The 21,544-nt window shown below is 36.3% G+C and carries 21 protein-coding genes; 12 read left to right on the top strand and 9 right to left on the bottom strand.

The genetic code is table 11. The features are described from left to right. The first annotated feature begins 11 nt into the window (after positions 1–11). Both DCS95_RS03655 and DCS95_RS03650 read left to right on the top strand, forming a co-directional pair. Complete coding sequence (locus tag DCS95_RS03655) at positions 12–383, top strand: hypothetical protein (protein WP_116769466.1); 372 nt, start codon at positions 12–14, stop codon at positions 381–383. 269 nt (positions 384–652) lie between these two features. Continuing rightward, entirely contained in the window at positions 653–1,363 is a 711-nt protein-coding gene (locus tag DCS95_RS03650) for a hypothetical protein (protein WP_116769465.1), read from the top strand. Positions 1,364–1,509: 146 nt separating this feature from the next. Here the strand turns inward: DCS95_RS03650 and DCS95_RS03645 are convergent, their stop codons facing one another. Continuing rightward, positions 1,510–1,953 carry an SRPBCC family protein gene (locus tag DCS95_RS03645; RefSeq protein ID WP_074674332.1) on the bottom strand — a complete coding sequence of 148 codons (444 nt, stop codon included), beginning with the start codon at positions 1,951–1,953 and terminating at the stop codon, positions 1,510–1,512. An 89-nt stretch (positions 1,954–2,042) separates the two neighbouring features. Here DCS95_RS03645 and DCS95_RS03640 point away from each other — a divergent pair, with 89 nt between their 5' ends. The 5 genes from DCS95_RS03640 (at position 2,043) to DCS95_RS03620 (ending at position 9,852) form a co-directional block, all read left to right on the top strand. Then, complete coding sequence (locus DCS95_RS03640) at positions 2,043–2,462, top strand: winged helix-turn-helix transcriptional regulator (RefSeq protein ID WP_116769463.1); 420 nt, start codon at positions 2,043–2,045, stop codon at positions 2,460–2,462. A gap of 129 nt (positions 2,463–2,591) precedes the next feature. Next, positions 2,592–3,560 (top strand): MBL fold metallo-hydrolase, encoded by a 969-nt coding sequence (locus DCS95_RS03635; protein ID WP_116769462.1) that lies wholly within the window; start codon positions 2,592–2,594, stop codon positions 3,558–3,560. A 132-nt stretch (positions 3,561–3,692) separates the two neighbouring features. Next, on the top strand, positions 3,693–5,252 hold the full coding sequence (locus tag DCS95_RS03630; protein ID WP_116769461.1) for an arylsulfatase: 1,560 nt from the start codon (positions 3,693–3,695) through the stop codon (positions 5,250–5,252). Positions 5,253–5,477: 225 nt separating this feature from the next. Beyond that, a complete protein-coding gene (gene lacZ / locus DCS95_RS03625; RefSeq protein ID WP_116769460.1) occupies positions 5,478–8,669 on the top strand; it encodes a beta-galactosidase, LacZ type in 3,192 nt (1,063 codons plus the stop codon). A 49-nt stretch (positions 8,670–8,718) separates the two neighbouring features. Beyond that, positions 8,719–9,852, top strand: coding sequence for a formylglycine-generating enzyme family protein (locus DCS95_RS03620; protein ID WP_244178367.1), 1,134 nt, complete (start codon positions 8,719–8,721; stop codon positions 9,850–9,852). Positions 9,853–9,860: 8 nt separating this feature from the next. Here the strand turns inward: DCS95_RS03620 and DCS95_RS03615 are convergent, their stop codons facing one another. Then, positions 9,861–10,556 (bottom strand): LytR/AlgR family response regulator transcription factor, encoded by a 696-nt coding sequence (locus DCS95_RS03615; protein ID WP_116769459.1) that lies wholly within the window; start codon positions 10,554–10,556, stop codon positions 9,861–9,863. A gap of 222 nt (positions 10,557–10,778) precedes the next feature. Here DCS95_RS03615 and trxB point away from each other — a divergent pair, with 222 nt between their 5' ends. After that, on the top strand, positions 10,779–11,756 hold the full coding sequence (gene trxB / locus DCS95_RS03610; protein ID WP_116769458.1) for a thioredoxin-disulfide reductase: 978 nt from the start codon (positions 10,779–10,781) through the stop codon (positions 11,754–11,756). A gap of 71 nt (positions 11,757–11,827) precedes the next feature. Here the strand turns inward: trxB and DCS95_RS03605 are convergent, their stop codons facing one another. The 7 genes from DCS95_RS03605 to DCS95_RS03575 form a co-directional block, all read right to left on the bottom strand. Further along, the gene (locus DCS95_RS03605) at positions 11,828–12,274 is read right to left on the bottom strand and encodes a hypothetical protein (protein ID WP_116769457.1); all 447 of its coding nucleotides are present in this window, start codon (positions 12,272–12,274) and stop codon (positions 11,828–11,830) included. 137 nt (positions 12,275–12,411) lie between these two features. Continuing rightward, complete coding sequence (locus tag DCS95_RS03600; protein WP_116769456.1) at positions 12,412–13,446, bottom strand: aminotransferase class I/II-fold pyridoxal phosphate-dependent enzyme; 1,035 nt, start codon at positions 13,444–13,446, stop codon at positions 12,412–12,414. Continuing rightward, positions 13,446–14,459 carry a dipeptide epimerase gene (locus DCS95_RS03595; protein ID WP_116769455.1) on the bottom strand — a complete coding sequence of 338 codons (1,014 nt, stop codon included), beginning with the start codon at positions 14,457–14,459 and terminating at the stop codon, positions 13,446–13,448. The genes DCS95_RS03600 and DCS95_RS03595 overlap by 1 nt, the downstream gene beginning before the upstream one ends. A gap of 90 nt (positions 14,460–14,549) precedes the next feature. After that, positions 14,550–15,272, bottom strand: a complete 723-nt coding sequence (locus DCS95_RS03590) for a head GIN domain-containing protein (RefSeq protein WP_116769454.1) — start codon at positions 15,270–15,272, stop codon at positions 14,550–14,552. Positions 15,273–15,379: 107 nt separating this feature from the next. After that, on the bottom strand, positions 15,380–17,170 hold the full coding sequence (locus DCS95_RS03585) for a PspC domain-containing protein (RefSeq protein ID WP_116769453.1): 1,791 nt from the start codon (positions 17,168–17,170) through the stop codon (positions 15,380–15,382). Between the two features lie 2 nt (positions 17,171–17,172). Beyond that, positions 17,173–17,508, bottom strand: coding sequence for a PadR family transcriptional regulator (locus DCS95_RS03580; RefSeq protein ID WP_116770139.1), 336 nt, complete (start codon positions 17,506–17,508; stop codon positions 17,173–17,175). A 204-nt stretch (positions 17,509–17,712) separates the two neighbouring features. Next, the gene (locus DCS95_RS03575) at positions 17,713–18,195 is read right to left on the bottom strand and encodes a DUF4870 domain-containing protein (RefSeq protein WP_116769452.1); all 483 of its coding nucleotides are present in this window, start codon (positions 18,193–18,195) and stop codon (positions 17,713–17,715) included. Positions 18,196–18,389: 194 nt separating this feature from the next. Between DCS95_RS03575 and DCS95_RS03570 the strand changes: the two genes are divergently transcribed. The 4 genes from DCS95_RS03570 to DCS95_RS03555 all read left to right on the top strand — a co-directional run bounded on the left by DCS95_RS03570 (position 18,390) and on the right by DCS95_RS03555 (position 21,415). Further along, positions 18,390–18,851 carry a DUF4442 domain-containing protein gene (locus DCS95_RS03570; RefSeq protein ID WP_116769451.1) on the top strand — a complete coding sequence of 154 codons (462 nt, stop codon included), beginning with the start codon at positions 18,390–18,392 and terminating at the stop codon, positions 18,849–18,851. A 5-nt stretch (positions 18,852–18,856) separates the two neighbouring features. Beyond that, the gene (locus DCS95_RS03565; RefSeq protein ID WP_116769450.1) at positions 18,857–19,369 is read left to right on the top strand and encodes a hypothetical protein; all 513 of its coding nucleotides are present in this window, start codon (positions 18,857–18,859) and stop codon (positions 19,367–19,369) included. Between the two features lie 207 nt (positions 19,370–19,576). Further along, positions 19,577–20,464: a DUF6268 family outer membrane beta-barrel protein gene (locus tag DCS95_RS03560; protein ID WP_164674109.1), complete on the top strand. Its 888-nt coding sequence runs from the start codon at positions 19,577–19,579 to the stop codon at positions 20,462–20,464. A gap of 153 nt (positions 20,465–20,617) precedes the next feature. Beyond that, entirely contained in the window at positions 20,618–21,415 is a 798-nt protein-coding gene (locus tag DCS95_RS03555) for a TIGR00266 family protein (RefSeq protein ID WP_116769448.1), read from the top strand. Positions 21,416–21,544 lie beyond the last annotated feature (129 nt).

Genomic DNA, 21,544 nt, shown 5'->3' with positions numbered 1-21,544 from the left:
AATTAAATAATATGTATCAATCAAATTTTGGAACTCAAAATCAAATACAATTCAATAATCAAAGTGAGTATTATGAATTACTTGGTTATTTAGCTAAATCAGATGGAACTAGTTCGCTAGTTTGGGAACACAATGAAGACCAGGGAGCTTGGGGAAGCGAAGGTCGAATTAAATTCTATATAGCAAATCTACCATTAACTTGCACGTTAAATCATACTGCTGGAGTTGGAAATGTTGTTACAAGAGTGAATTGTAATGATTTTGTAGAAAACATTGCAACTAATCACAACTTTGTAATGGGTGGAACACAAAACATTGCAAATATCAGAGCTACGATTCCTGTACAGTATCAAGCGGATTTTGATAGAGGTTTGACTTTATAATTTGCCAATGCTAAAAGCCATACACATTTGCAATTCGCTACAGCCAAAGCACAAGCCAAAAATTGCAAAAGAGTATGACTTTGCCAACGCTGTATGAGAAGTTGAATGGAAAAAAGCCAGTGTACAACAATATATAAAAATAATAGCGGTTTATTCGCTAAAACGAAAGTATGTAAATATAAAAAAGGTCAGTATTTAACCGAAAAGTTAGTGCATTTTAATCCGCTACTATTCTTATACTTGACCGTTGTGCTTAATTATAAAACAAAATGAGATACGTATCAGAAAAATGTTGGACCATTGTCTTTATTATTCTTTCAGGTACGCATTTTTCATTTGGACAAGAGAAGCAAAATTTTACTAATATAAATGGACACTACGTTATTAAGGAACGATGGGTTGTTTCCCAAATTTATGCAGATAGTGTTGAGAAAGAAGAGTTAGATTCACGGATTAAAAAGGGCGGATCAACAAATGATTTCATACCACCTACACCTCCGGGAATAGCGGTTTTTGATAGAAAGTCAAACATTCATTTTCTTATTGAATCAGAACAATTCATATTTTATAAGATAAACGACGAGTTTAAAAGTGATTCACCACTATCAGTTGGTATTTCTAGTATCTCACAAATCGATAGAATCAATAAAAAAATGAAAAGTTTTTCGCCAAATCGGTTTGAGACGGGCGTCGAGCATGAGATTATCTATAAAAACGATGATAGATTTCAGTTAATGGAAGTAAATAAAAACATGCGACGACAAATTTGCAACCGTGATTGTTTTCAAGTCATATTAAATGATACTAATACCAATCGTCAAGTAGAAATGTACGTTACAGAAGAAATGATAATTGAATACAACCCTGTCTTAAACGTGAAAAAATATTTAACAGATTACTATCCATTGTATTTAAAATTCTATGACCCCAAATTTCCAGAAGATAATTTTAGAGAATATGAATTTTATAGATTAAAATAACTAAGCACAACACAAGTAACCGTTGCACAAGCCTATAATTAGAAATAATTACGATCGATATAAGCCTCTTTCAGGGGCTTTTTTTATAACCCCGTTAGTAGTTGAACGTCAATTTTCGGTACGCCTGAGTAGGGCTCTTCAGGTAATTACGACAAATGTGGCATTCCTTTTCCAGTTTCGACAAAACTTTTGAGACTTTGCGTAACAAACCTTTCCCAAGCAGGATAACATATTTCGTAACAATTTAATTCTGGAACAAGTCCATTATGGGTGAAATTTAGAATGGTTTCATTATGACTTTTCTCTTCCAAATTCCATTCAACGTTTGTTCCAATCCATTCCTTTTCAATTCCATCGAAACCTGTATGAATATGCTTTGCATCAATACATTGCCAAACAATCTTAGAATTCGGTTTAAATTCTAAAATTTTAAATTTCCAGAATGTTTTGTCAAAACTTGTCGTAAACTCATCATCTAATTTTGACACGGCAGTATTGGTGTTACCCCACCATTCTTGAACTGATTGGGTTATTGCGTTAAATATAATTTCTGAATTTGCTTCAATTGAAACACTTGTGGTATAAGACATAGTTTTAGTTTTAATTAGTGCTTGCATTTTAAAAGTACAAATATACGAGAGAACTTTTATTATGCAAGTACTTATCGTAACTTTGAAAAATGGAGGAACAAAAAAGAAGGTCAGATTGCCCAATAACATTATCTCTCGACATTTTTGGAGATAAGTGGACGCTCTTAATTCTTCGTGATTTCATTTTTTTTGACAATCGCCATTTCAACCAATTAGTGAATATTGAGCGTATATCAACAAATATTCTAACAGATAGGCTTAATAGACTTTTGGCAAACGGAATTATCACTAAGGAAGTAGATTCAAATAATAGGTCTGCCTATTTATATTCCTTGACAAAAAAAGGTCTTGACCTTGTTCCAATCGTTATGGACATATATCGATGGGGCGCTAATTATACCGAAAAGAATAATGCGGAAAAGGACTTCAAAGAGAAGATAGATTCTGAATATGATAAAACGGTTGAAGAAATAAAAAGTAGATTAATAATTACCCACAACATTGTATAAGTAATAGCGGTTTCGGTGCGTAATCGAAATCGCTTTTTTATATTTATGGTTTGGCTTAATCCGAAGAATTAGCGTTTTAAAATCCGCTACTATTCTGATACTAGACCGTTGTAAGCAATTTTGATTAAAATGAACAAGTACCTTTTATTTTTTATAGCATCCATAGCTATTTCCTGCGCAGATAGATCAACACCTAAACAAACTGTTGAACAGAAAGAAAGTAGTGCTGTGGAAAATACCTCCATTGTAATTTTAGGTAACGTTCAAGATGCTGGTTCGCCGCAAATTGGATGTAAAAAAGAGTGTTGTGCAGCACTTTTTGAAAATCCTGATACCGAGAGACGAGTAGTTTCATTAGGTGTAATAGATACCGACAATCAAAAAACCTATCTTTTTGATGCTACTCCAGATATTGCCCAGCAAATGAAAATGCTTACCCAATATGAACCCAAAAGCGATAATGAAGTAGTAGATGGTATTTTTCTAACTCATGCCCACATTGGGCATTATACCGGTTTAATGTATTTGGGAAAAGAGGCTATGGACGCTAACGCGACTCCGATTTATGTAATGCCAAAAATGGAGGAATTTCTTCTAAATAATGGACCATGGGATCAGCTTATACAAAGAGAAAATGTGGTTCTTAATGCGATGGTTGATCAAAATGCTGTTGAGCTGTCACAAGAAATTATGGTAACACCATTTTTGGTGCCACACAGAGATGAGTATTCAGAAACGGTAGGGTATCGCATTCAAGGTCCGAATAAAAGTGCCCTGTTTATTCCTGATATCGATAAATGGGAAAAGTGGGAAAAAGATATCGTAGAAGTAATACAAAAAGTAGATTATGCATTTTTGGATGCCACTTTTTATAGTGGAAAGGAAATTAATAATAGAGATATCAGTGAAATTCCGCATCCCTTTGTTGTTGAGAGTTTAGAGAAGTTTAAAGACTTGAACGTAAAAGAAAAAGCCAAGATTATTTACATCCATTTTAATCATACAAATCCGTTGTTGGATCCTAATAGTGAAGAAAGCCAAATTGTTCTTGATAAAGGTTTTAAAATAGGGCGAATTAATGATGTGTTTGCGTTGTAATTAATACCGGTTATTGGTAATGTAATGGATTTTCAGAACAAGTTTTGTATGTTGAAGATGATGAATAGGGTTGGTCACTGAAGTTTTAGATAATTCGGTATCTTTAGGTAAGCCAAAACCAACCTATCCATCGTGAAAAATTTATATCTAGGTCTTTTTATTGTCCTATCTTTTTTGTCCTGTACTGGCGAAAAGAAGTCAGAAGCACCCACAGAACAAAAACCGAATATCATTTACATTTTGGCAGATGATTTGGGGTATGCTGAAATAGGTGTCTTTGGTCAAGAAAAGATAGAAACTCCCCATATAGATGCATTGGCAAAACAGGGTATGGTTTTTACCCAGCATTATTCAAGTGCACCCGTATGCGCACCTGCCAGGTATATGTTTCTTACGGGTAAACATTCGGGCAAGGCGTTTATTCGTGGTAATGATGAATGGAACGATCGTGGCGATGTTTGGAATTATAAAGCCATGGCAAAAGATTCTACCTTAGAAGGGCAGCGACCTGTTCCGGCAGGTACAAAGACCATTGCTAATTACTTAAAAGCCGAAGGCTATAAAACGGCTTTGGTGGGTAAATGGGGTTTAGGTGCACCGCATACACATTCCATACCCAATGAAATGGGATTCGATTTTTTCTACGGCTTCAATTGTCAACGTCAGGCACATACCTATTATCCGTTACATTTGTACAAGAACAGAATCCGCGTGCATTTAAAGAATGATACCGTGGCACCAAGTTCACCGTTTCCAGAAGGTTTAGACCCTACTAATCCAGAGAGTTATAAAGACTACACCTTAACTGATTATGCACCAGATTTAATGTTTGAAGAGCTTACGGGCTTTGTAGCTCAGAATAAGGAGAATCCGTTTTTCTTGTATTGGGCAACTCCTATTCCGCATGTAGCATTACAGGCACCACAACGCTGGGTAGATTATTACAAAGAAAAATTTGGACCAGAAGAGCCCTATTTATCAGGAAATGGAAATGGCTATTTTTCGCATCAGAATCCGCATGCTGCCTATGCCGCCATGGTATCTTATTTTGATGAGAACGTTGGTAAGTTGGTAAAACAGCTAAAGGACGAAGGTATCTATGAGAACACCTTAATTGTTTTTACTTCAGATAACGGACCAAGTTATGCCGGTGGTGCAGATCCAGCATTTTTTGAAAGCGCCCAACCTTTTAAGGGTGGGTATGGAAAAGGCAAAGGATTTGTATATGAGGGCGGAATTAGAGTTCCTACTTTTTTTACATGGCCAGGTAAAATAAAACCAGGTAGTACAAGCGACCATGCCTCTGCACATTATGATATGCTGGCGACTTTTGCAGATTTGTTGGAAATTGCACCACCGAAAAATGACGGTGTTAGTATGTTGCCCACTTTGTTGGGAGAAGGGAAACAGGTTGCACATGAATTTATGTATTGGGAGTTTCCAGAATATGGTGGACAAATAGCTATTAGAATGGGCGATTGGAAAGTGGTTCGTCAACATTTAAAAGATGACGAGCAGCCTACATTAGAGTTGTATAATTTAAAGGATGATCCTACTGAAGAGAATAATATTGCAGCGGAACACCCAGATATTTTAGAAAAGGCAGCTGCAATATTCAAGAAAGAACACACAAAACCAGAGACCCAACGTTTTCAAATTCCACTGTTAGAAAACGGATTATTGAGTGATTAGGTGGCTTCAATAAAAATTAGAACCATTAAAACATTCATCAACTTATTTTCACTTCCAAAATCATAAGTTTAATTGTATTTTGCAAGGATGTAATTATAGGTAGTACTCATTATTTTGGGTGCTTTTCTGTGAATTTTTATAATTATATAGGTTAAAAATGAATAAATACGAATTAAGGGACGAATTTTTCATTTTTAGCAACTCAACATAAATAACAATTAGACCATGAAAACCAGTATTAAAATATGCCTGCTCAGCATCTTTTTATCTACAGCATTTGTGAATGCCCAAACCCAAAAATGGGAGAATCCGGAGTGGGAGAACCCAGAAATTTTTCAAATCAATAGAGAAGCGCCAACCGCATCTTTATATCGTTATGAGAATGCGAAATCAGCTTTAGCAAATGAAAGTTGGGAGAATTCATCATTCTATCAATCTTTGAACGGGGAGTGGTCTTTTCATTATGCGGCAAGTGTACCAGAAAGACCGACTACTTTTTACCAGTCCGATTTCGATTCCTCCGGTTGGGATAAAATTAAAGTGCCCTCCAATTGGGAGTTAGAGGGATATGGTACGCCAATTTATACCAACGTGGTGTATCCATTCCCTAAAAATCCGCCATTTATTCCTCATGACATCAACTCCGTGGGAAGCTATAAGCGTCATTTTGAAATTCCCGAAAATTGGGAAAATAAAGAGGTATACCTTCATTTCGGAGCCGTTAGTGGCGCTATGTATGTATATATAAACGGACATAAGGTAGGCTATAGTGAGGGCAGTAAAACTCCTGCAGAATTTAATATTGGCAAGTATATAAAAGAAGGCAAGAACGATTTGTCAGTACAGGTTTTACGTTGGTCTGACGCTAGCTATTTAGAAGATCAAGATTTTTGGCGTTTAAGCGGTATTGATAGGGATGTGTATTTATATGCGACCAATAAAGCCACAATCAAAGACTACACTGTTGTAGCAGATTTAGATGAAACCTATACGAACGGTAAATTTAGTTTAGATTTAGAATTGGCAAATACGGGCAAAAAGCAAAAAAGTGCTCAAGTAGAAGTTACGTTATTAGATGGCGACTATGAGGTTTTTAAATTAAATGAGAAGGTAGACGTGGTTGAGGGAGTTACTTCGGTCAAATTTGCTCAAGAAGTTACCGATGTAAAAACATGGAATGCAGAAAAACCGAATTTGTATACCTTACTATTTACGCTAAGGGATAAAAAAGGGAATACTACCGAAGCTATTAGTTCAAAAATCGGATTCAGAAAAATTGAAATAAAGAACAATCAGTTTTTGGTTAACGGTATGCCTGTGTTAATAAAGGGTGTAAACCTGCACGACCATGATGAGGTTACCGGTCATGTTATTAGCGAAGAAGTTACCTTGAAAGATATGCAGGTAATGAAGCAAAGTAATATTAATGCTATTCGCTGTAGCCATTATCCGAAGAACGAGTTTTTTTATAGAATGGCAGATAAATACGGGTTTTATGTCGTTGATGAAGCCAATATTGAAATTCATGGTATGGGTGCAACCAACCAAGGTTTAGATGGTGATGAAGCCGCAATTGCTATTCACCCGGCATACCGACCAGAGTGGAGAGAAATGCATTTAGACAGAACCATTAGAATGTTCGAGCGTGATAAAAATTACACGTCGATCGTTACGTGGTCTTTAGGAAATGAAGCAGGTAATGGTCAGAATCTTTTTGATACTTATGATTGGCTGAAAGCGAACGATAGCACTAGACCCGTGCAGTACGAAGGAGCAACAAATTTCTCCAATACAGATATACAAGCACCTATGTACGCAAAGGTAGACCAAACAATTGCCTATGCGGAAAATAACCCAAAGAGACCTCTAATTCAATGCGAATATGCCCATGCGATGGGAAATAGCGTTGGTAACTTACAAGAATATTGGGATGCAATTGAAAAATATGATGTATTGCAAGGCGGATTCATTTGGGACTGGGTGGATCAAGGTCTAAAAGCAACTAATGATGAAGGCGTAGAATTTTATGCTTTTGGAGGAGATTTAGGCGGAGCGGAACTGCAGAATGACAATAATTTTTGCTTGAACGGTTTGGTAGATCCTGATCGCTCTGCGCATCCGGCTCTGTATGAGGTAAAGAAAGTATATCAATATGTGAAGTTTACATCGGAGGATCCGAAATCTGGAAAAATCAGCCTGAAAAATATGTATGATTTTACGAATCTTTCGGAATATAATTTTTCGTGGAGATTATTGGAGAATGGGATAGAAGTGGGAAAAGGAAATTTAGACGATGTGGATATTGCTCCCTATGAAACTAAAGCAGTTCAAATAGACTTACCAGAATTAGCAAATGCCACGTCTGAGTATCATTTGAATGTATACATGACCACAAAGAAGGAAAGCGCGTTAATTCCTGAGCACTACTTATTGGCGTATGAGCAATTTCAATTGACCAATTTTAAAATATCTGTTTTTGAAGAAAATATTGACGGATTAAAAGTGACTAAAAAACAAGATATCATTACCATTATAGGAGACGGATTTGAAATAGGTTTTAATAGTAAAGACGGTACATTGTCTTCCATAGATTACGGACAAGGAAATCTTTTGCAAAAGGGACCTACTGTTAATTTCTGGCGTGCACCAAATGATAATGATTACGGTTACAACATGCCGAAATTGCTAAAACCTTGGAAAGATGCTACCCTAAATCAAGAATTGACCAAATTAGAAATCAATTCCAATGAGGGCAAGAAGATTTTAGATGCCATGAAGCTTACTGCTAATCCGTTCAAAATCAGAAAAGATTTACAGCTAAACGCCACATATAATTTGCCTGCGGTAAATGGAGAAGTAAATGTTACATATACGATCAATTCAAAAGGCGAAATTTTGGTAAGTACTAAGTTAGAAGGTATTAAAAGCGATTTGGCAATTTTGCCAAGATTCGGTAATAACTTAATAATTGATAGCAGTTATGATCAAGTAGAATGGTATGGCAGGGGAGAACACGAAAATTATCAAGATCGTAAAACGGCTGCATTGGTTGGTTTGTATAATGCCAAGGTATCCGATTTATATGTTGAATATATTCGTCCGCAAGAAAATGGAAACAGAACGGATATTAGAACTTTGTCATTTGAAAATAAAGATGGAAAAGGAATAAAAATCACCGCTCCGGAATTGTTTTCTTTCAGTGCCCACCATCAATTAAATTCAGATTTTGATGAAGGCATGCAAAAAAGGCAGCGGCATACATTTGATATACCGACTAGAGATTTGATCAATATAAATATAGATCATAGTCAAATGGGTGTTGGTGGAGATAACAGTTGGGGATATCTTCCGCTAGAAGAATATCAAATTAAACCGGACAATCTTTCTTTCGATTACATAATTAGCCCCATACGTTAAAATTATGGTCTTGAAGTAGAAATTAAATAAGAGAAAGTATATTTAGCGTATGAATAAAAACATACATTTTTTAGCCTTGGCTATACTATTGGTCACAATGATAAACTGCAAATCTGAAACAAAAAAGACCACGGTTCAAGATACAGTTACGGAGAAAGAAGAAGCAAAAACTCCAGCCATTGCGCATACCATTATGATAGAAAAGCCGGAAGGAGTAATTGCTCCAGAAGGCATGGTATGGGTATCTGGAACCACATTTAAGCAAGGTGCGGTCAGCAATGATAAAATAGCAATGAATCATGAAAAACCTGCAATCGATGTTATGGTAGACGGCTTTTTTATGGATGCCACCGAAGTTACCAATGCCCAATTTGCTGCATTTGTGAAAGCTACAGGCTATGTAACCGTTGCAGAAAGAGGAATTGATTGGGAAGAGTTGAAGAGACAAGTACCTGCAGGTACAGAAAAGCCACATGATTCCATTTTACAGCCTGGATCATTGACTTTTAAAAAATCAAAATCATCGGTACCTAATTTATACGATTTCTCACAATGGTGGAACTGGACCATTGGTGCAGATTGGAGACACCCTAACGGTCCGGAAAGTAGTATAAAAGGTAAAGATAATTACCCGGTGGTTCAAGTGTCATATGAAGATGCATTAGCCTACTGCGAATGGGCAAATAGACGCTTGCCGACAGAGGCGGAGTGGGAGCTTGCTTCTAGGGCAGGTTCTTATGGTACCATTTATAACTGGGGCGATGATGTTTCCGTTTTGGCGAAAAGAGCAAATACATGGGAAGGCGAATTCCCCGTAGAAAATACCAAGGCAGACAGATTTGAATTTAGGGCTCCCGTGAAATCTTATCCACCTAATGCATACGGACTTTATGATATGGCCGGTAATGTTTGGGAATGGACTAGTGATTGGTACAACACCAATTACTACAAAGAAACCAAAGCAAAAAATACGGTATTGGTGAACCCTACGGGAGCTGATAGTCCGTTCACACCTAACAATCCTCTGGCAAAAGAACGAGTCATAAAAGGCGGTTCGTTTTTGTGTAGTGAATCTTATTGCGCAAGTTACCGGGTATCTGCAAGAATGGGGTCAAGTATGGATTCCTCATTAGAGCATACCGGCTTTAGAACGGTAGCAACTGTAGCTATGCTGAAAGAATAAAGAACTTGTTAGTCCAGGCAATTTAGTAACTGATCCAGTTCGGCAATTTTTGCGCGGCTAATAGGTATCTTTTTATTCTGAATTTCAATGAATTCATGATTATAACGTTCTACCATTTTCAGGTTTACGATATATGATTTGTGGATTCTAATGAATTTATCAGCTTCGAGTCTATCTTTAAAAGCGCTCATAGTAGATAGAATTACATAATTGCGTTCATCGGTCACTACCTTTACATAGTCGCCCAATGCTTCCACATAAAGTATGCTGTGTACGTTGAGCTCTACTTGTTTAAGGTTATGTTTTACCACCAATTTACTTTCGGGTTGCTTCTTTTTGGCAGCTTTTACTTTATCGATTGCCTTTGCAATAGCGGCTTCAAACCGAGCAGTGCTGTAGGGTTTTAAAAGAAAATCGGTTACGTTGAAGTCAAATGCTTCAAGCGCATACTTTTGATGCGTACTGGTAATAATTACCTGAGGCTCAATGGTAAGACCCGATAAAAACTCGAATCCGCTCATATCGGGCATTTCTATATCTAGAAATAGCAAATCGATATTTGAAGTATTTAAGTCTTCTAAAACATCTGCATTGGCACTAGCGGAATGCATTAATTTTAAATTCTTATGTTTTGCAATATATTCTTCTAAAAGTCTCCTTTGGGTAATGGAGTCCTCTATAATAGCACAGTTAAAGGTTTTCATTCAAAAATCATAAAAGTTCTACGATACCTACGTTAAGAATGGGGGATGGTTCATATTTTTCTATAATTAATATTAATTTAATTTAAGAAAAGCAGCCGAAAAATAGTGAATACTTATCTTCATAACTAATAATCGTATAAAAAGTTTTGATAACTATATTGTAAGTTTCTAGCTCAAAAACCTACTTTTGTTATAGATAAATTAATAGAACCACTTGATATTATGTCTGATAAAATAGAACGTGTAAAAACATTGATTATAGGATCCGGACCTGCAGGTTATACGGCGGCAATATATGCGGCCCGTGCAGATTTAAAACCTGTTATGTATACAGGAATGGAGCCAGGAGGTCAATTGACCACCACGACTGAAGTTGATAATTTTCCAGGATATCCAGAGGGTATAGACGGTCCTACCATGATGGTGCAATTGCAACAACAAGCAGAACGTTTTGGTACCGAAGTTAGAATTGGTATGATTACTTCAGTTGAATTTTCAAAAGAAAAAGGAGGGATTCATAAAGTAGTTGCGGATAATGATAAAGAAATAGAAGCGGAAACTGTAATTATTTCTACAGGCGCTTCTGCTAAATATTTAAACTTGCCAAGTGAGCAACGCTTACGTGGTGGTGGTGTTTCGGCATGTGCCGTATGTGACGGATTCTTTTATAAAGGACAAGACGTTGCTATTGTTGGTGCAGGAGATACCGCGGCAGAAGAAGCTTCATATTTGGCAAACATCTGTAACAAGGTAACCATGTTGGTGCGTAGAGATGAAATGAGAGCATCAAAAGCTATGCAGCATAGGGTAAATAGCATTAAAAATATTGAAGTACGCTACAACACTGAAGTTGATGAGGTGCTTGGTGAGCAAGTTGTAGAAGGCTTACGTATGGTAAATAACCAAACAGGTGAAAAGGAAGATATCGCAATTACCGGTCTGTTTATTGCTATTGGCCATAAACCAAATACAGATATATTCAAAGGTCAATTAGATATGGATGAAACAGGTTACCTTATCACCAAAGGTAAATCTACCATGACCAATTTACCAGGAGTATTTGCTAGTGGAGATGCTCAAGATAAAGAATACAGACAAGCCGTTACCGCAGCAGGTACTGGTTGTATGGCAGCGCTTGATGCCGAAAGATATTTAGCATCAATAGGTTCTGTAGAAGAAGCAGTTGCCGATAAGTATTAGAACTTAAATTAAGGTATATAAAAAAGAGCCCATTCATAAGAATGGGCTCTTTTTTTGTTCATTACATTGAGTTAATCTATTCTTACATAATTTTCAGAGAAGGTTCTATTGCCTTCTTCATCTAAACTAATTTGACTGAACCTATCATCGCTGAGCCTTAGTTCAAAAGTAAAAATGCGCAACGTGTCCATGGCTTGTATCATTTCGTTGTCACCATACTCCAATGTTTCCATCAAACGGTCATCAGTAATTTTATAGGTGCCATAACCAAACCGTCCTATTTTATCTACGGGTACATATCTTGTCCACATAATTTTACCGTTATAATACATTTTAACTTGCCTGTAACCGTCGGCTGTCGGTACGGTATCGATAACATCTTGTCCGTCGTAATTATAAAAACTTTCCAGTTCCCATGTACCTTGAATGGTATGCATGTAGTTGTCGTTAATGGAATTTGTAGAGGCAGCTGAAACCAATAGCAGCATCAACAATACCAATCCTAATAATTTTTTCATAGTGGTAGCGTGTTAGTTAATAAAAGAGTTGAATGTGTATTAAAAAGATACGAATAATTATCAGAATTTGATAAAAATAAAGTCGAATAATTAAGAATAATATATTGAAAGTGAGATAATTGTAGTAAATACTACGATTAAGCAGCGAATGCGTTAAGAATAGCACAAAGATTTAAAATGTCGTTTTGGGTATGGGAAGCACTTAAAACGATACGGCTCATTAACGAATCATTTTCTGTAGGATATCTGAAATTGGTAACTATAATGGCATTTTCTTCCAAGTATTTGGAGAGCATTTCATTTTGAAAATTAAAGGTAGGATGCCCTTTGGCAAACACAAATAGAGAAGTATTCGATAATTTTGATAAGAAGAAGTCTGTATTTTTATGAAGTTGAATTCTTTTGGCAATGATAAGTTCTTGAGCATCTTTTAAAGTTGCCAATGCGGCTGGTGTAGCTGGGCTGGCACCACCAAAAAACGAAGTGTTTTTTAGAAGATTTATTAATTTTTTGCTACCAAATATTGCTCCGGCTTGAATTCCGAAGCCCTTTCCCAATGAGCAGGATACCAGAAGTTCTTTTGGTTGTAGTGATTGTAGAAAAGCATAACTGCCACCGCCATTTTCACCGGTAATACCAATGCCGTGAGAATCATCTACAACAAGAATGATATTGGATATGGGAAGTTTTTCAAGGAATGTATAATCTGGATAATTATCACCATGAAAATCTATACTGTCTAAAAAAAGCACAGGAGTCGTGTTGGTGTTTTCATTAATGGCTTTCTCAAGTTCTTGCCAGTTTGGGTATACTTTCTGTTGATTTTTAAATAGGGCGGAGTGGGTGTTTGGGGCATAGAACAAACTATAATCGCCATTACTGTAATAATCACATACCAGCTGCCCCGCCAAATAGCCTGATGACATTGAGATACAGGCTTTACTGCCAACCATTTCCGCTAGGTATTGATCTACCTCATCGAAAATGGAAATCTTAATATTTGATTTACGAGAAGCACTATAAGCCGTACCGTATTTCTTGATATTCTCAATGAAAATGGACTGAAAATCTGCATCGGTTTGGAGTCCTAAATAAGATGTGCCGCCAAAATATAACAGTTCTTTACCGTCTTTGGTAATTGTTCTTCCAGGAAACCCATCAATAGTATACATTAATCTAAAAGTTGAACACCGCTACCGGCTAGATTAGGAAAAATGACTTTACCGTCTGAAGCTATTTGTACGCCGGTGGCGATATCACTTTTTAACAGCAGGGCACCATCCATATCTACATAATCCAGTTGAGGAATTAATTGTGCAATGGCGGAAATACCCACAGTAGATTCTGTCATACAGCCTACCATAACCTTAATCCCCAATTCCTTACCTCGTTTTATCATGCGTAGGGCAGGGGTGAGTCCGCCACATTTGGTCAATTTAATGTTGATACCACTAAAATGCAGTGCGCATTTTTCAACGTCACGTTCAACAATACAACTTTCATCTGCAATTACGGGTAATACACTATGGTGCATAACTTCTTCCATACCAGACCAATCATCGGCCTTTAGGGGCTGCTCTAAAAACTCTACGCCCAACTCCTTTAACAATGGGGCGTTATGTATGGTTTCTTCCGCTGTCCATGCGCAATTAGCATCTATTCTAAAAATGGCATCGGTATGTTTGCGTAATTCGCGTACAATGGCAACGTCATCACTAGTACCTAATTTAATTTTATAAATCGGCCATGGCATTTCCTTCATTTTTGCCAGCATTATATCAATTGAGGCAATACCAATGGTATAGTTTGTAGTTGGGTAATTTTCAATATTAGTATCCCAAATTTTATATAATGGCTTGCCCAGTAATTTTCCGTATAGGTCATGGGCGGCTAGATCTAATGCACAAATGGCAAAATTGGATAAGCCTTTTTTTACCAAAAAAGAGTGAAATATTTCTGGGGAGGTAAAATCAAACCCTTTAATTTCAGTAGAAATGGCATGTATTTCATCCATCATACTCTCAACCGTTATTTTGTAATACGGATTAGAGGTGGCCTCGCCATAACCGGTTTTGCCATTTAAGGTTAAGGAAGCTATTATAGTATCTTGAAAATCATGAGATTCGCGTGAAATACTAAAGGTGTGCTTTAACGGTAAAGTATATTTTTTTAAGTGTACTTGCATAGTACTAATATACAGATAAGGATAGGACTAAAAAACGAAAACCCACTGATATTTCTGTGGGTTCGGTGGTTGATTTGATTGATGAATATTTTAGTATTTATGAACGCTACCGGAAACAGATTTGTTCTTTTGTACCGTTGGATCTCCCTTGTAAGAAATATTACCTCCACTAGAAGCCTCTGCTGTTAAATTATCTTTGACATCTATACTAATATTGGCACCACTACTGGCATCGGCATTAGCTTCTGAAGTCGCAAGATCATTTGCCCTAACATTAGAACCACTGCTGGCATCAACATAAACTTCATTTGCGGTTCCCTCTAGTGAAATGTTGGCGCCACTGCTGGCATCAATATCCATATTGGTAGCTTGTACAATAGCATTTAAAATGGCACCGCTACTAGCGTCTATTTCCAGTTTGTCCGATTGAATTTTGTTTTCAGTGGTTAGGTGAGCGCCACTAGAAGCATATAACCCGGTTACGTTTGGCATGGTTACAAATATCTTCTTTGTAGCACGACCGATATTCTCTACACAGTGAATTTTTAATTTACCGTTTTTGATATCGGTACCTATGAAATCTATAATATTTTCATCTGCTTCAACTGCAATATCAAAATCAGTACCTTGAGAGACAAATACTTCTAAACCTTCAGAAGCGGATACTTCTGTGAATTCTTCGGTTATTTCCCTGGTTTCTTCTACCACTACACCGTTACCGGCCTGTCCTGATCCAAAATTAATATCAAAGCCGCAAGAGGAAAGTAATAGGGCTAAAATAAGAGCTACTGTTATTCTTACTAATGTTGTCATGATTGTTTGTTTTTATGATTGTTATTTGATGATGTAAAAATGATTGTTTTTTAATTCTTTTACGATTAATAAATACCGAATTGTCGTTTTAGTCGAATGAACTGTAATTATTTGATGCTATCGTTAGCATCAATTTTTACACCGTTCTCATCTAATTTCATTTTAAACGATTCTCCGTGATCATTTACGTCAATGTCAATGCCATTTTCGTTGATGATGATCTTGCCTTTTTCGCCGTTATCGTTAATATTGATGTCGATACCGTTCTCATTGATTTTTATGCGATTAGAACCATTATCGTCCTCGTCATTCATTTCAATGTATTCAGGGCAATCTAAGCATTCTAATTCCCCATTGTTGGTCATTTTCCACAGGTAGCCTTCTAAACCATCTGTGTCTCGATCTGTATTTACCGTGGTGATCCAATTTCTAGAATTGGTTTGTTCATAAGTTAAGATGGTACTTACGGGCAAAAATATATTTACACGTACTTCTTGGTCTTTGAACTTTGGACCTTGTGTGGTCAAGTAATCATTAAAAGAGATGGTATTACCGCTTACTTCATAGTCATAAACGATCTGACTAGCGATATCCTTTGCCTCTCTATTAGATGGACCGTCCGCTTCTTTTCTCACTTGAACACGAACTAAGGTATCTTTAGATTTACGAATACGAAATCTTACATCATCTGAAACCAAAATTTTATTTCCCGCTTCATCGTAAGAAAGAAAAGTATCTCCCAAGTTCATATCATTTTCATGGTCATACTCGTCTGTAGAGACCAGTCTAATGTTCAAAGTATCAGTTGGCATTACTGTGGTGATCTCATCTTCCACAGACATACTACCTGTATACGCGTGTGCGGCAGCTTCTCTAATACCAAATATGATCAATAGAATAATCGATATTAACCACAGCCCAAGCAGTGAGAATTTTGCGACGGTACCAATAGACTTTAAGTTATTTACCAATATTTTTAATCCTAAGTACATTAAGAAGAAAAATGGAATACCGATGGCAAAAAATGCAAGTAATGAAACTACCCAAATAGGCATGTTGGTAGAGTTTACCACGTTATAAAAATCTATGCCCGGTACATGAATGATATCTAATATACCAACGGTGAACATGCCTACAAAAAGACCGATTAAAGTTGCGGCACCGATGATAACTAAAAGTATACCGATGAATTTGCCAAAAATCTTGAATAGAAACATGACAATATCACCAAAGGTGTCAAAGATTGTTTTACCTCCTTTTTTGACGGTGTCGCCTACTTTTTCGTAGTCCACACTTTTTACACGATCCGCAACGTCATCAAAACCCTCCTTAACTTTACGTTCAATATTACTGATATTCACGGTTTCTCCGCTCATATCCAATTTTTGGGCAGTAGTTCTGGCTTCTGGTATTAAAATCCATAATAATCCGTAAATAAAGATAAATCCGCCCCAAGTAAAAATGGTCAAGAAAATCCAAAGTAAACGAATCCATAAAGGGTCAATACCAAAGTAATGTGCCAACCCGGCAGAAACACCTGCTACATATTTTTTATCGGTATCTCTATAAAGTTTTTTAACCCTATTCTGTGTTGTAGCCGATTTTGCTCTAGGTTCATCTTCAAAGATTTCCTCATCTACCATGTAGTCTTCTGGTTGCCCCATTATGGCAATAACCTCGTCAACCTCTTTTTGGGTAATAACCTGTCTTTCGTTTTCAAGTTTGTCATGAAAAAGTTCTGCGATCCTTGCTTCGATATCTGCAATGATTTCATCGCTACCAGGTGTATTGGCAAAAGATCTTTTAACAGATTCTAAATACCTACGCATTATATTATATGCCTCTTCATCTATATGGAAGAGCATGTTCGCTAAATTTATATTTACTGTTTTGTTCATGATTAGCTGTTTTTTGAGTTGGTTACTATGTTGGTGGCTTTTCTTAGTTCGTCCCAGGTAGTATCCAGTTCCTTTAGGAAAAGTTTACCGGTTTCGGTAAGTGTATAATATTTTCTTGGTGGTCCAGATGTGGATTCTTCCCAACGGTAGTTTAGAAGTCCCGCATTCTTTAACCTGGTCAGTAGCGGATATATAGTTCCTTCCACTACTAGCATTTTAGCATCTTTTAGCGTTTTTAAGATTTCAGATGCATATTTGTCTTCTCCGTTCAAGATAGACAAGATGCAATACTCTAAAACCCCTTTACGCATTTGCGCTTTTGTATTTTCTACGTTCATAATATCTTTTTGCTTTTTATGCAGTCCCGCTTTCGGAGGGGATTGCTCCATCTTCTCTGTTGTCTGCATAGGTTAACTGTTCGTTTTTTGATTGATGAATAAACATTTTGATTGAATTGTCTGTCGTTAAACAGGTTTTTAATTGATTGATAAATAAACTCCAATGGGTGTGATGAATACCCAGATATGTATTGACTGATTCTCTTATTTTATAAATTTTATGGTTAACGGATATTCAAAAACTTCACCTTCGTTTGTTTTGATCGTAGCTAATATGGTATATACAATATTGATGACAAATATGGCAGATTGTGCTAAACCAAGTAAACCTGCAGGAATCATCCATGGACCAAAAAAATCATCAGAATCAAAATGAAAATTAATGGTGTTGAAACTGTGGATATTCGATAACCCAAAGTGATCAAAATCAAAAATATTAGGTAGAATGCCACCTAAGAAAAATGGGATACTAACCATGCCTACTAAAATGGAGTAGAGTAGTATACTAATTTGAAAATTTAGTGCTTGTTTTCCATTATGGTCTACAAATTCATATTCCTTTTTATTTGCCGTCCATAAAACAAGTGGAATGATGAAGTTCCCGAACGGAATAAAGAATTTAGAAAACGTACTCGCATGTATGAGTGCTGAGAGGTTTCTTTCGTGCTTTGTAACTGATTCTGTCATGATTGATGCGTTGATGATGATGATTGATTTTAATACTGTGTAAAAGCTAATTACTTTGATTACCTATTAACTTCCTATGCAAATATATGGCTAAAAAAAGGTACTATGTAACGCATAGTACTAATATTTAACAATAATTTAACATTTTAGAATCGTGTAAATAAACCCTATTTTTAGCGAAATAATTAAATGATATGGCGGTAACAGCTAGTAAATTCAACATGTTTTCCTTTTTTAAACTACCTGCAGCTTGGTGGTGCGGTGTACGTTTAAAAGAAATAGATAAAAATAGGTCTGTGGTAACCGTAACACATAGATGGATTAATCAGAATCCGTTCAATTCTATGTTTTGGGCGGTACAAGGTATGGCGGCAGAATTAACAACCGGGGCAATGATGATCGATCAAATTGAAGCTACCGGAAAGAAAATTTCTATGTTGGTCGCTAATAACAAAGCTAACTTTTCTAAAAAAGCTACGGGAAAAATAACCTTTACCTGTGAGGACGGTCATTTAATCAAAGAAGCTCTAGATAAAACCATTGCCACAGGTGAAGGGCAGACCATTTGGATGAAATCTGTTGGTGTCAATGAAGATGGGGTAGTGGTGAGTACTTTTGATTTTGAGTGGACTGTGAGGTTGAAACAAAAAAAGTAGTTTCAATGAAAAGGGAAATAAGGTTCAAAGAAAGCCAGAAATTTACACAATGGTGGTTGTGGCTCATTATACTTGCACCAATGCTATTGTTTGTAATAAGTACGATAATTACATATGTACGCTTATTTACGGCCCAAATTCCAAATGATTCTGGTAATGTGAGCATGATGTGGATTTCGAATAAAATTTCATTTGCTGAACTATTACCCTATTTTTTATATGTACTAACCGTATTGTTCTTTGCTTTCACAAAACTAAAGGTGGTGGTAACCAATAATGAAATATGCATTCGTCATCTAATATTTTTCAAAAAGAAGATTTCTTTAACAGAAATTGAAGAAAGCCGAATTACCGATTATGGTTTTGTGGGCTATGGCATCAGAATAGCTAGAAAATACGGTACGGTCTATAATGTAAAGGGCAATCAAGGAGTTGCCCTCACACTTAAAAATGGTAAGCGATACCTAATAGGTAGTCAAAAAGCTAAAGAATTATTGCAGGCTATCTCAAAAATGTAGCATTTTCCGGTAACCAATGTGTTGCTTCGTAACCATTTCATAAGATTTACTAAATGAAAAGCGTTTGGTAGATAAAATTCTCCTTTTCCTCTATATGCAACTTATCCAAATCTATTAAGGTTGTTCTTGCCTAGTATTTTGAACACTTTTATGCTTCAAAGAATGGATCGAACCATTCTGATAACCATATTAAAGTAGTGTTGTTTTATGAAGAAAGTGTCAATTTTATTGTTATTTATGGTAAGCTGGTCTTACGCCCAAGAAACAGATAATATTTATATACAATCAGAATTTTTTCCAAGTTATGATGTAGCTAATATTTATAGATTAAAAGCAGGATTGGATATACCCGTTATTAACAATTTAACCGAAAAATTTACGGTCGGCGGAAAATTGCAGAACACATCTTTCAGTTTTGTTGATGAGGATGTACCTTTTGAAACCGATGAAATTGAAACTTTTAATTCGTTTAGTTTACGTTTTACATATGAAAGAAATTTAAGAAACGACTGGCGCATATTTGCTATGCAAGAATCAGAAGTATCTTCTAATTTTAGGGATGATAACATAGCATCAAATGATTTGTTTTTTAATGCGATGTTAACGCTAAGTAAGTATAATGGTAGGGATAATAGCGTTCTAACCTTTGGTGCTGCATATGATATTAAATACGGACTGTATTACCCAATACCCATCATTTCTTATGCGAGAAGAATTAATGACAACTGGGCATATAAAATAGGTGTACCCGATAGTAGGGTAAAGTACTCTTTAGGTAAAAGCCATCATTTCGAAGGCTTTGCCACGCTAACTGGCTTTACCGGTAATATTAATGATGAGATAGAGGTCTACAAAGAAGACTATAGCGGTACGCTAAGACAAACTAGTGTTTTACTTGGTCTTGGGTATAACGTTGACTTTTGGGAAAAGCTCACCGCAACGGTACAGGGCGGGTACACTGCATATAATCGTATGCAGATACAAGATTATAGCGACGATGAAATATATGACTTTGATATGTCAAACAGTTTTTACTTTAACGTAGGTCTAAAATATAATTTTGCGAATATGACAAACGATAAAAAGGTATACTAGTATTTTCTTACTTTAAAAAGGGTGCGATAGTATTGTTTTATTTGATAAATTGTTGAGTAAGGTAATTTTTGAAAAAGTAAGTTGGTAACTTGTAACAAAGTGACCAACTTGCCTACATATTATATATAAACATCAATCAAAAACAATATAAAAATGAATGCACACGAAATAGATTACGAGATTTTTGGGGAAGAAATGCAATATGTTGAAATAGAGCTAGACCCGCAAGAGGCTGTAGTGGCAGAAGCTGGTAGCTTTATGATGATGGATACCGATATTAAAATGAACACCATTTTTGGTGATGGTAGTAATCAAGACAACAGTGTACTTGGTAAGATTTTTTCTGCTGGTAAACGTATGCTTACGGGGGAAAGCCTATTCATGACCGCTTTTTTGAATATAGGTCAGGGTAAAAAGCAGGTAAGTTTTGCTTCTCCATATCCGGGTAAAATATTGCCTATTGATCTTTCTGAAATGGGCGGACGCTTTATCTGTCAGAAAGATGCATTCTTATGTGCTGCCAAAGGAGTTTCCGTAGGTATTGAATTTTCAAAGAGATTAGGCCGCGGACTTTTCGGTGGGGAAGGTTTTATCATGCAAAAGCTAGAGGGCGATGGTATGTCGTTTATACATGCTGGTGGAACTTTAGCTAAAAAGACCTTAGGTCCCGGTGAAGTTTTAAAAGTGGATACGGGCTGTATTGTAGGTTTTACCAAAGAAGTAGATTACGATATTGAATTTGTTGGTGGAATTAGAAATACTGTTTTCGGCGGAGAAGGATTGTTCTTCGCAACCCTAAGAGGACCAGGCACCGTATATATTCAATCATTACCATTTAGCAGATTAGCAGGTAGAGTATTAGCTTCTATACCACGAGGAGGAAAAGACAAAGGAGAAGGAAGTATACTTGGTACGCTAGGAGATATTGTTGGTGGGGATAATCGGTTTTAAATAAATGTAGTGCCAAGTAAAAAGTGCAAAGTATTAAGTAGATAGTACTAAGTATTAAGAAGAAGAGTATAGACTAATTTTTGAGTTTTTGTAAAGTTCTATGCATTAAGTTTAAATAGGAAGTATGAA

Source organism: Maribacter litoralis (assembly GCF_003075045.1).
In the GTDB taxonomy this organism is placed as follows: Bacteria; Bacteroidota; Bacteroidia; order Flavobacteriales; family Flavobacteriaceae; genus Maribacter; species Maribacter litoralis.
This window is presented reverse-complemented; position numbering and strand designations above follow the sequence as displayed.

What these genes read in the sequence shown, in the direction of transcription:
- DCS95_RS03645 (WP_074674332.1), bottom strand. Translation starts at nt 1,953, where the DNA reads ATGTCTTATACCACAAGTGTTTCAATTGAAGCAAATTCAGAAATTATA.
- DCS95_RS03585 (WP_116769453.1), bottom strand. Translation starts at nt 17,170, where the DNA reads ATGAACAAAACAGTAAATATAAATTTAGCGAACATGCTCTTCCATATA.
- DCS95_RS03590 (WP_116769454.1), bottom strand. Translation starts at nt 15,272, where the DNA reads ATGACAACATTAGTAAGAATAACAGTAGCTCTTATTTTAGCCCTATTA.
- lacZ (WP_116769460.1), top strand. Translation starts at nt 5,478, where the DNA reads ATGAAAACCAGTATTAAAATATGCCTGCTCAGCATCTTTTTATCTACA.
- DCS95_RS03655 (WP_116769466.1), top strand. Translation starts at nt 12, where the DNA reads ATGTATCAATCAAATTTTGGAACTCAAAATCAAATACAATTCAATAAT.
- DCS95_RS03635 (WP_116769462.1), top strand. Translation starts at nt 2,592, where the DNA reads ATGAACAAGTACCTTTTATTTTTTATAGCATCCATAGCTATTTCCTGC.
- DCS95_RS03600 (WP_116769456.1), bottom strand. Translation starts at nt 13,446, where the DNA reads ATGTATACTATTGATGGGTTTCCTGGAAGAACAATTACCAAAGACGGT.
- DCS95_RS03650 (WP_116769465.1), top strand. Translation starts at nt 653, where the DNA reads ATGAGATACGTATCAGAAAAATGTTGGACCATTGTCTTTATTATTCTT.
- DCS95_RS03615 (WP_116769459.1), bottom strand. Translation starts at nt 10,556, where the DNA reads ATGAAAACCTTTAACTGTGCTATTATAGAGGACTCCATTACCCAAAGG.
- trxB (WP_116769458.1), top strand. Translation starts at nt 10,779, where the DNA reads ATGTCTGATAAAATAGAACGTGTAAAAACATTGATTATAGGATCCGGA.
- DCS95_RS03560 (WP_164674109.1), top strand. Translation starts at nt 19,577, where the DNA reads ATGAAGAAAGTGTCAATTTTATTGTTATTTATGGTAAGCTGGTCTTAC.
- DCS95_RS03595 (WP_116769455.1), bottom strand. Translation starts at nt 14,459, where the DNA reads ATGCAAGTACACTTAAAAAAATATACTTTACCGTTAAAGCACACCTTT.
- DCS95_RS03580 (WP_116770139.1), bottom strand. Translation starts at nt 17,508, where the DNA reads ATGAACGTAGAAAATACAAAAGCGCAAATGCGTAAAGGGGTTTTAGAG.
- DCS95_RS03555 (WP_116769448.1), top strand. Translation starts at nt 20,618, where the DNA reads ATGAATGCACACGAAATAGATTACGAGATTTTTGGGGAAGAAATGCAA.
- DCS95_RS03640 (WP_116769463.1), top strand. Translation starts at nt 2,043, where the DNA reads ATGGAGGAACAAAAAAGAAGGTCAGATTGCCCAATAACATTATCTCTC.
- DCS95_RS03565 (WP_116769450.1), top strand. Translation starts at nt 18,857, where the DNA reads ATGAAAAGGGAAATAAGGTTCAAAGAAAGCCAGAAATTTACACAATGG.
- DCS95_RS03570 (WP_116769451.1), top strand. Translation starts at nt 18,390, where the DNA reads ATGGCGGTAACAGCTAGTAAATTCAACATGTTTTCCTTTTTTAAACTA.
- DCS95_RS03575 (WP_116769452.1), bottom strand. Translation starts at nt 18,195, where the DNA reads ATGACAGAATCAGTTACAAAGCACGAAAGAAACCTCTCAGCACTCATA.
- DCS95_RS03605 (WP_116769457.1), bottom strand. Translation starts at nt 12,274, where the DNA reads ATGAAAAAATTATTAGGATTGGTATTGTTGATGCTGCTATTGGTTTCA.
- DCS95_RS03620 (WP_244178367.1), top strand. Translation starts at nt 8,719, where the DNA reads ATGAATAAAAACATACATTTTTTAGCCTTGGCTATACTATTGGTCACA.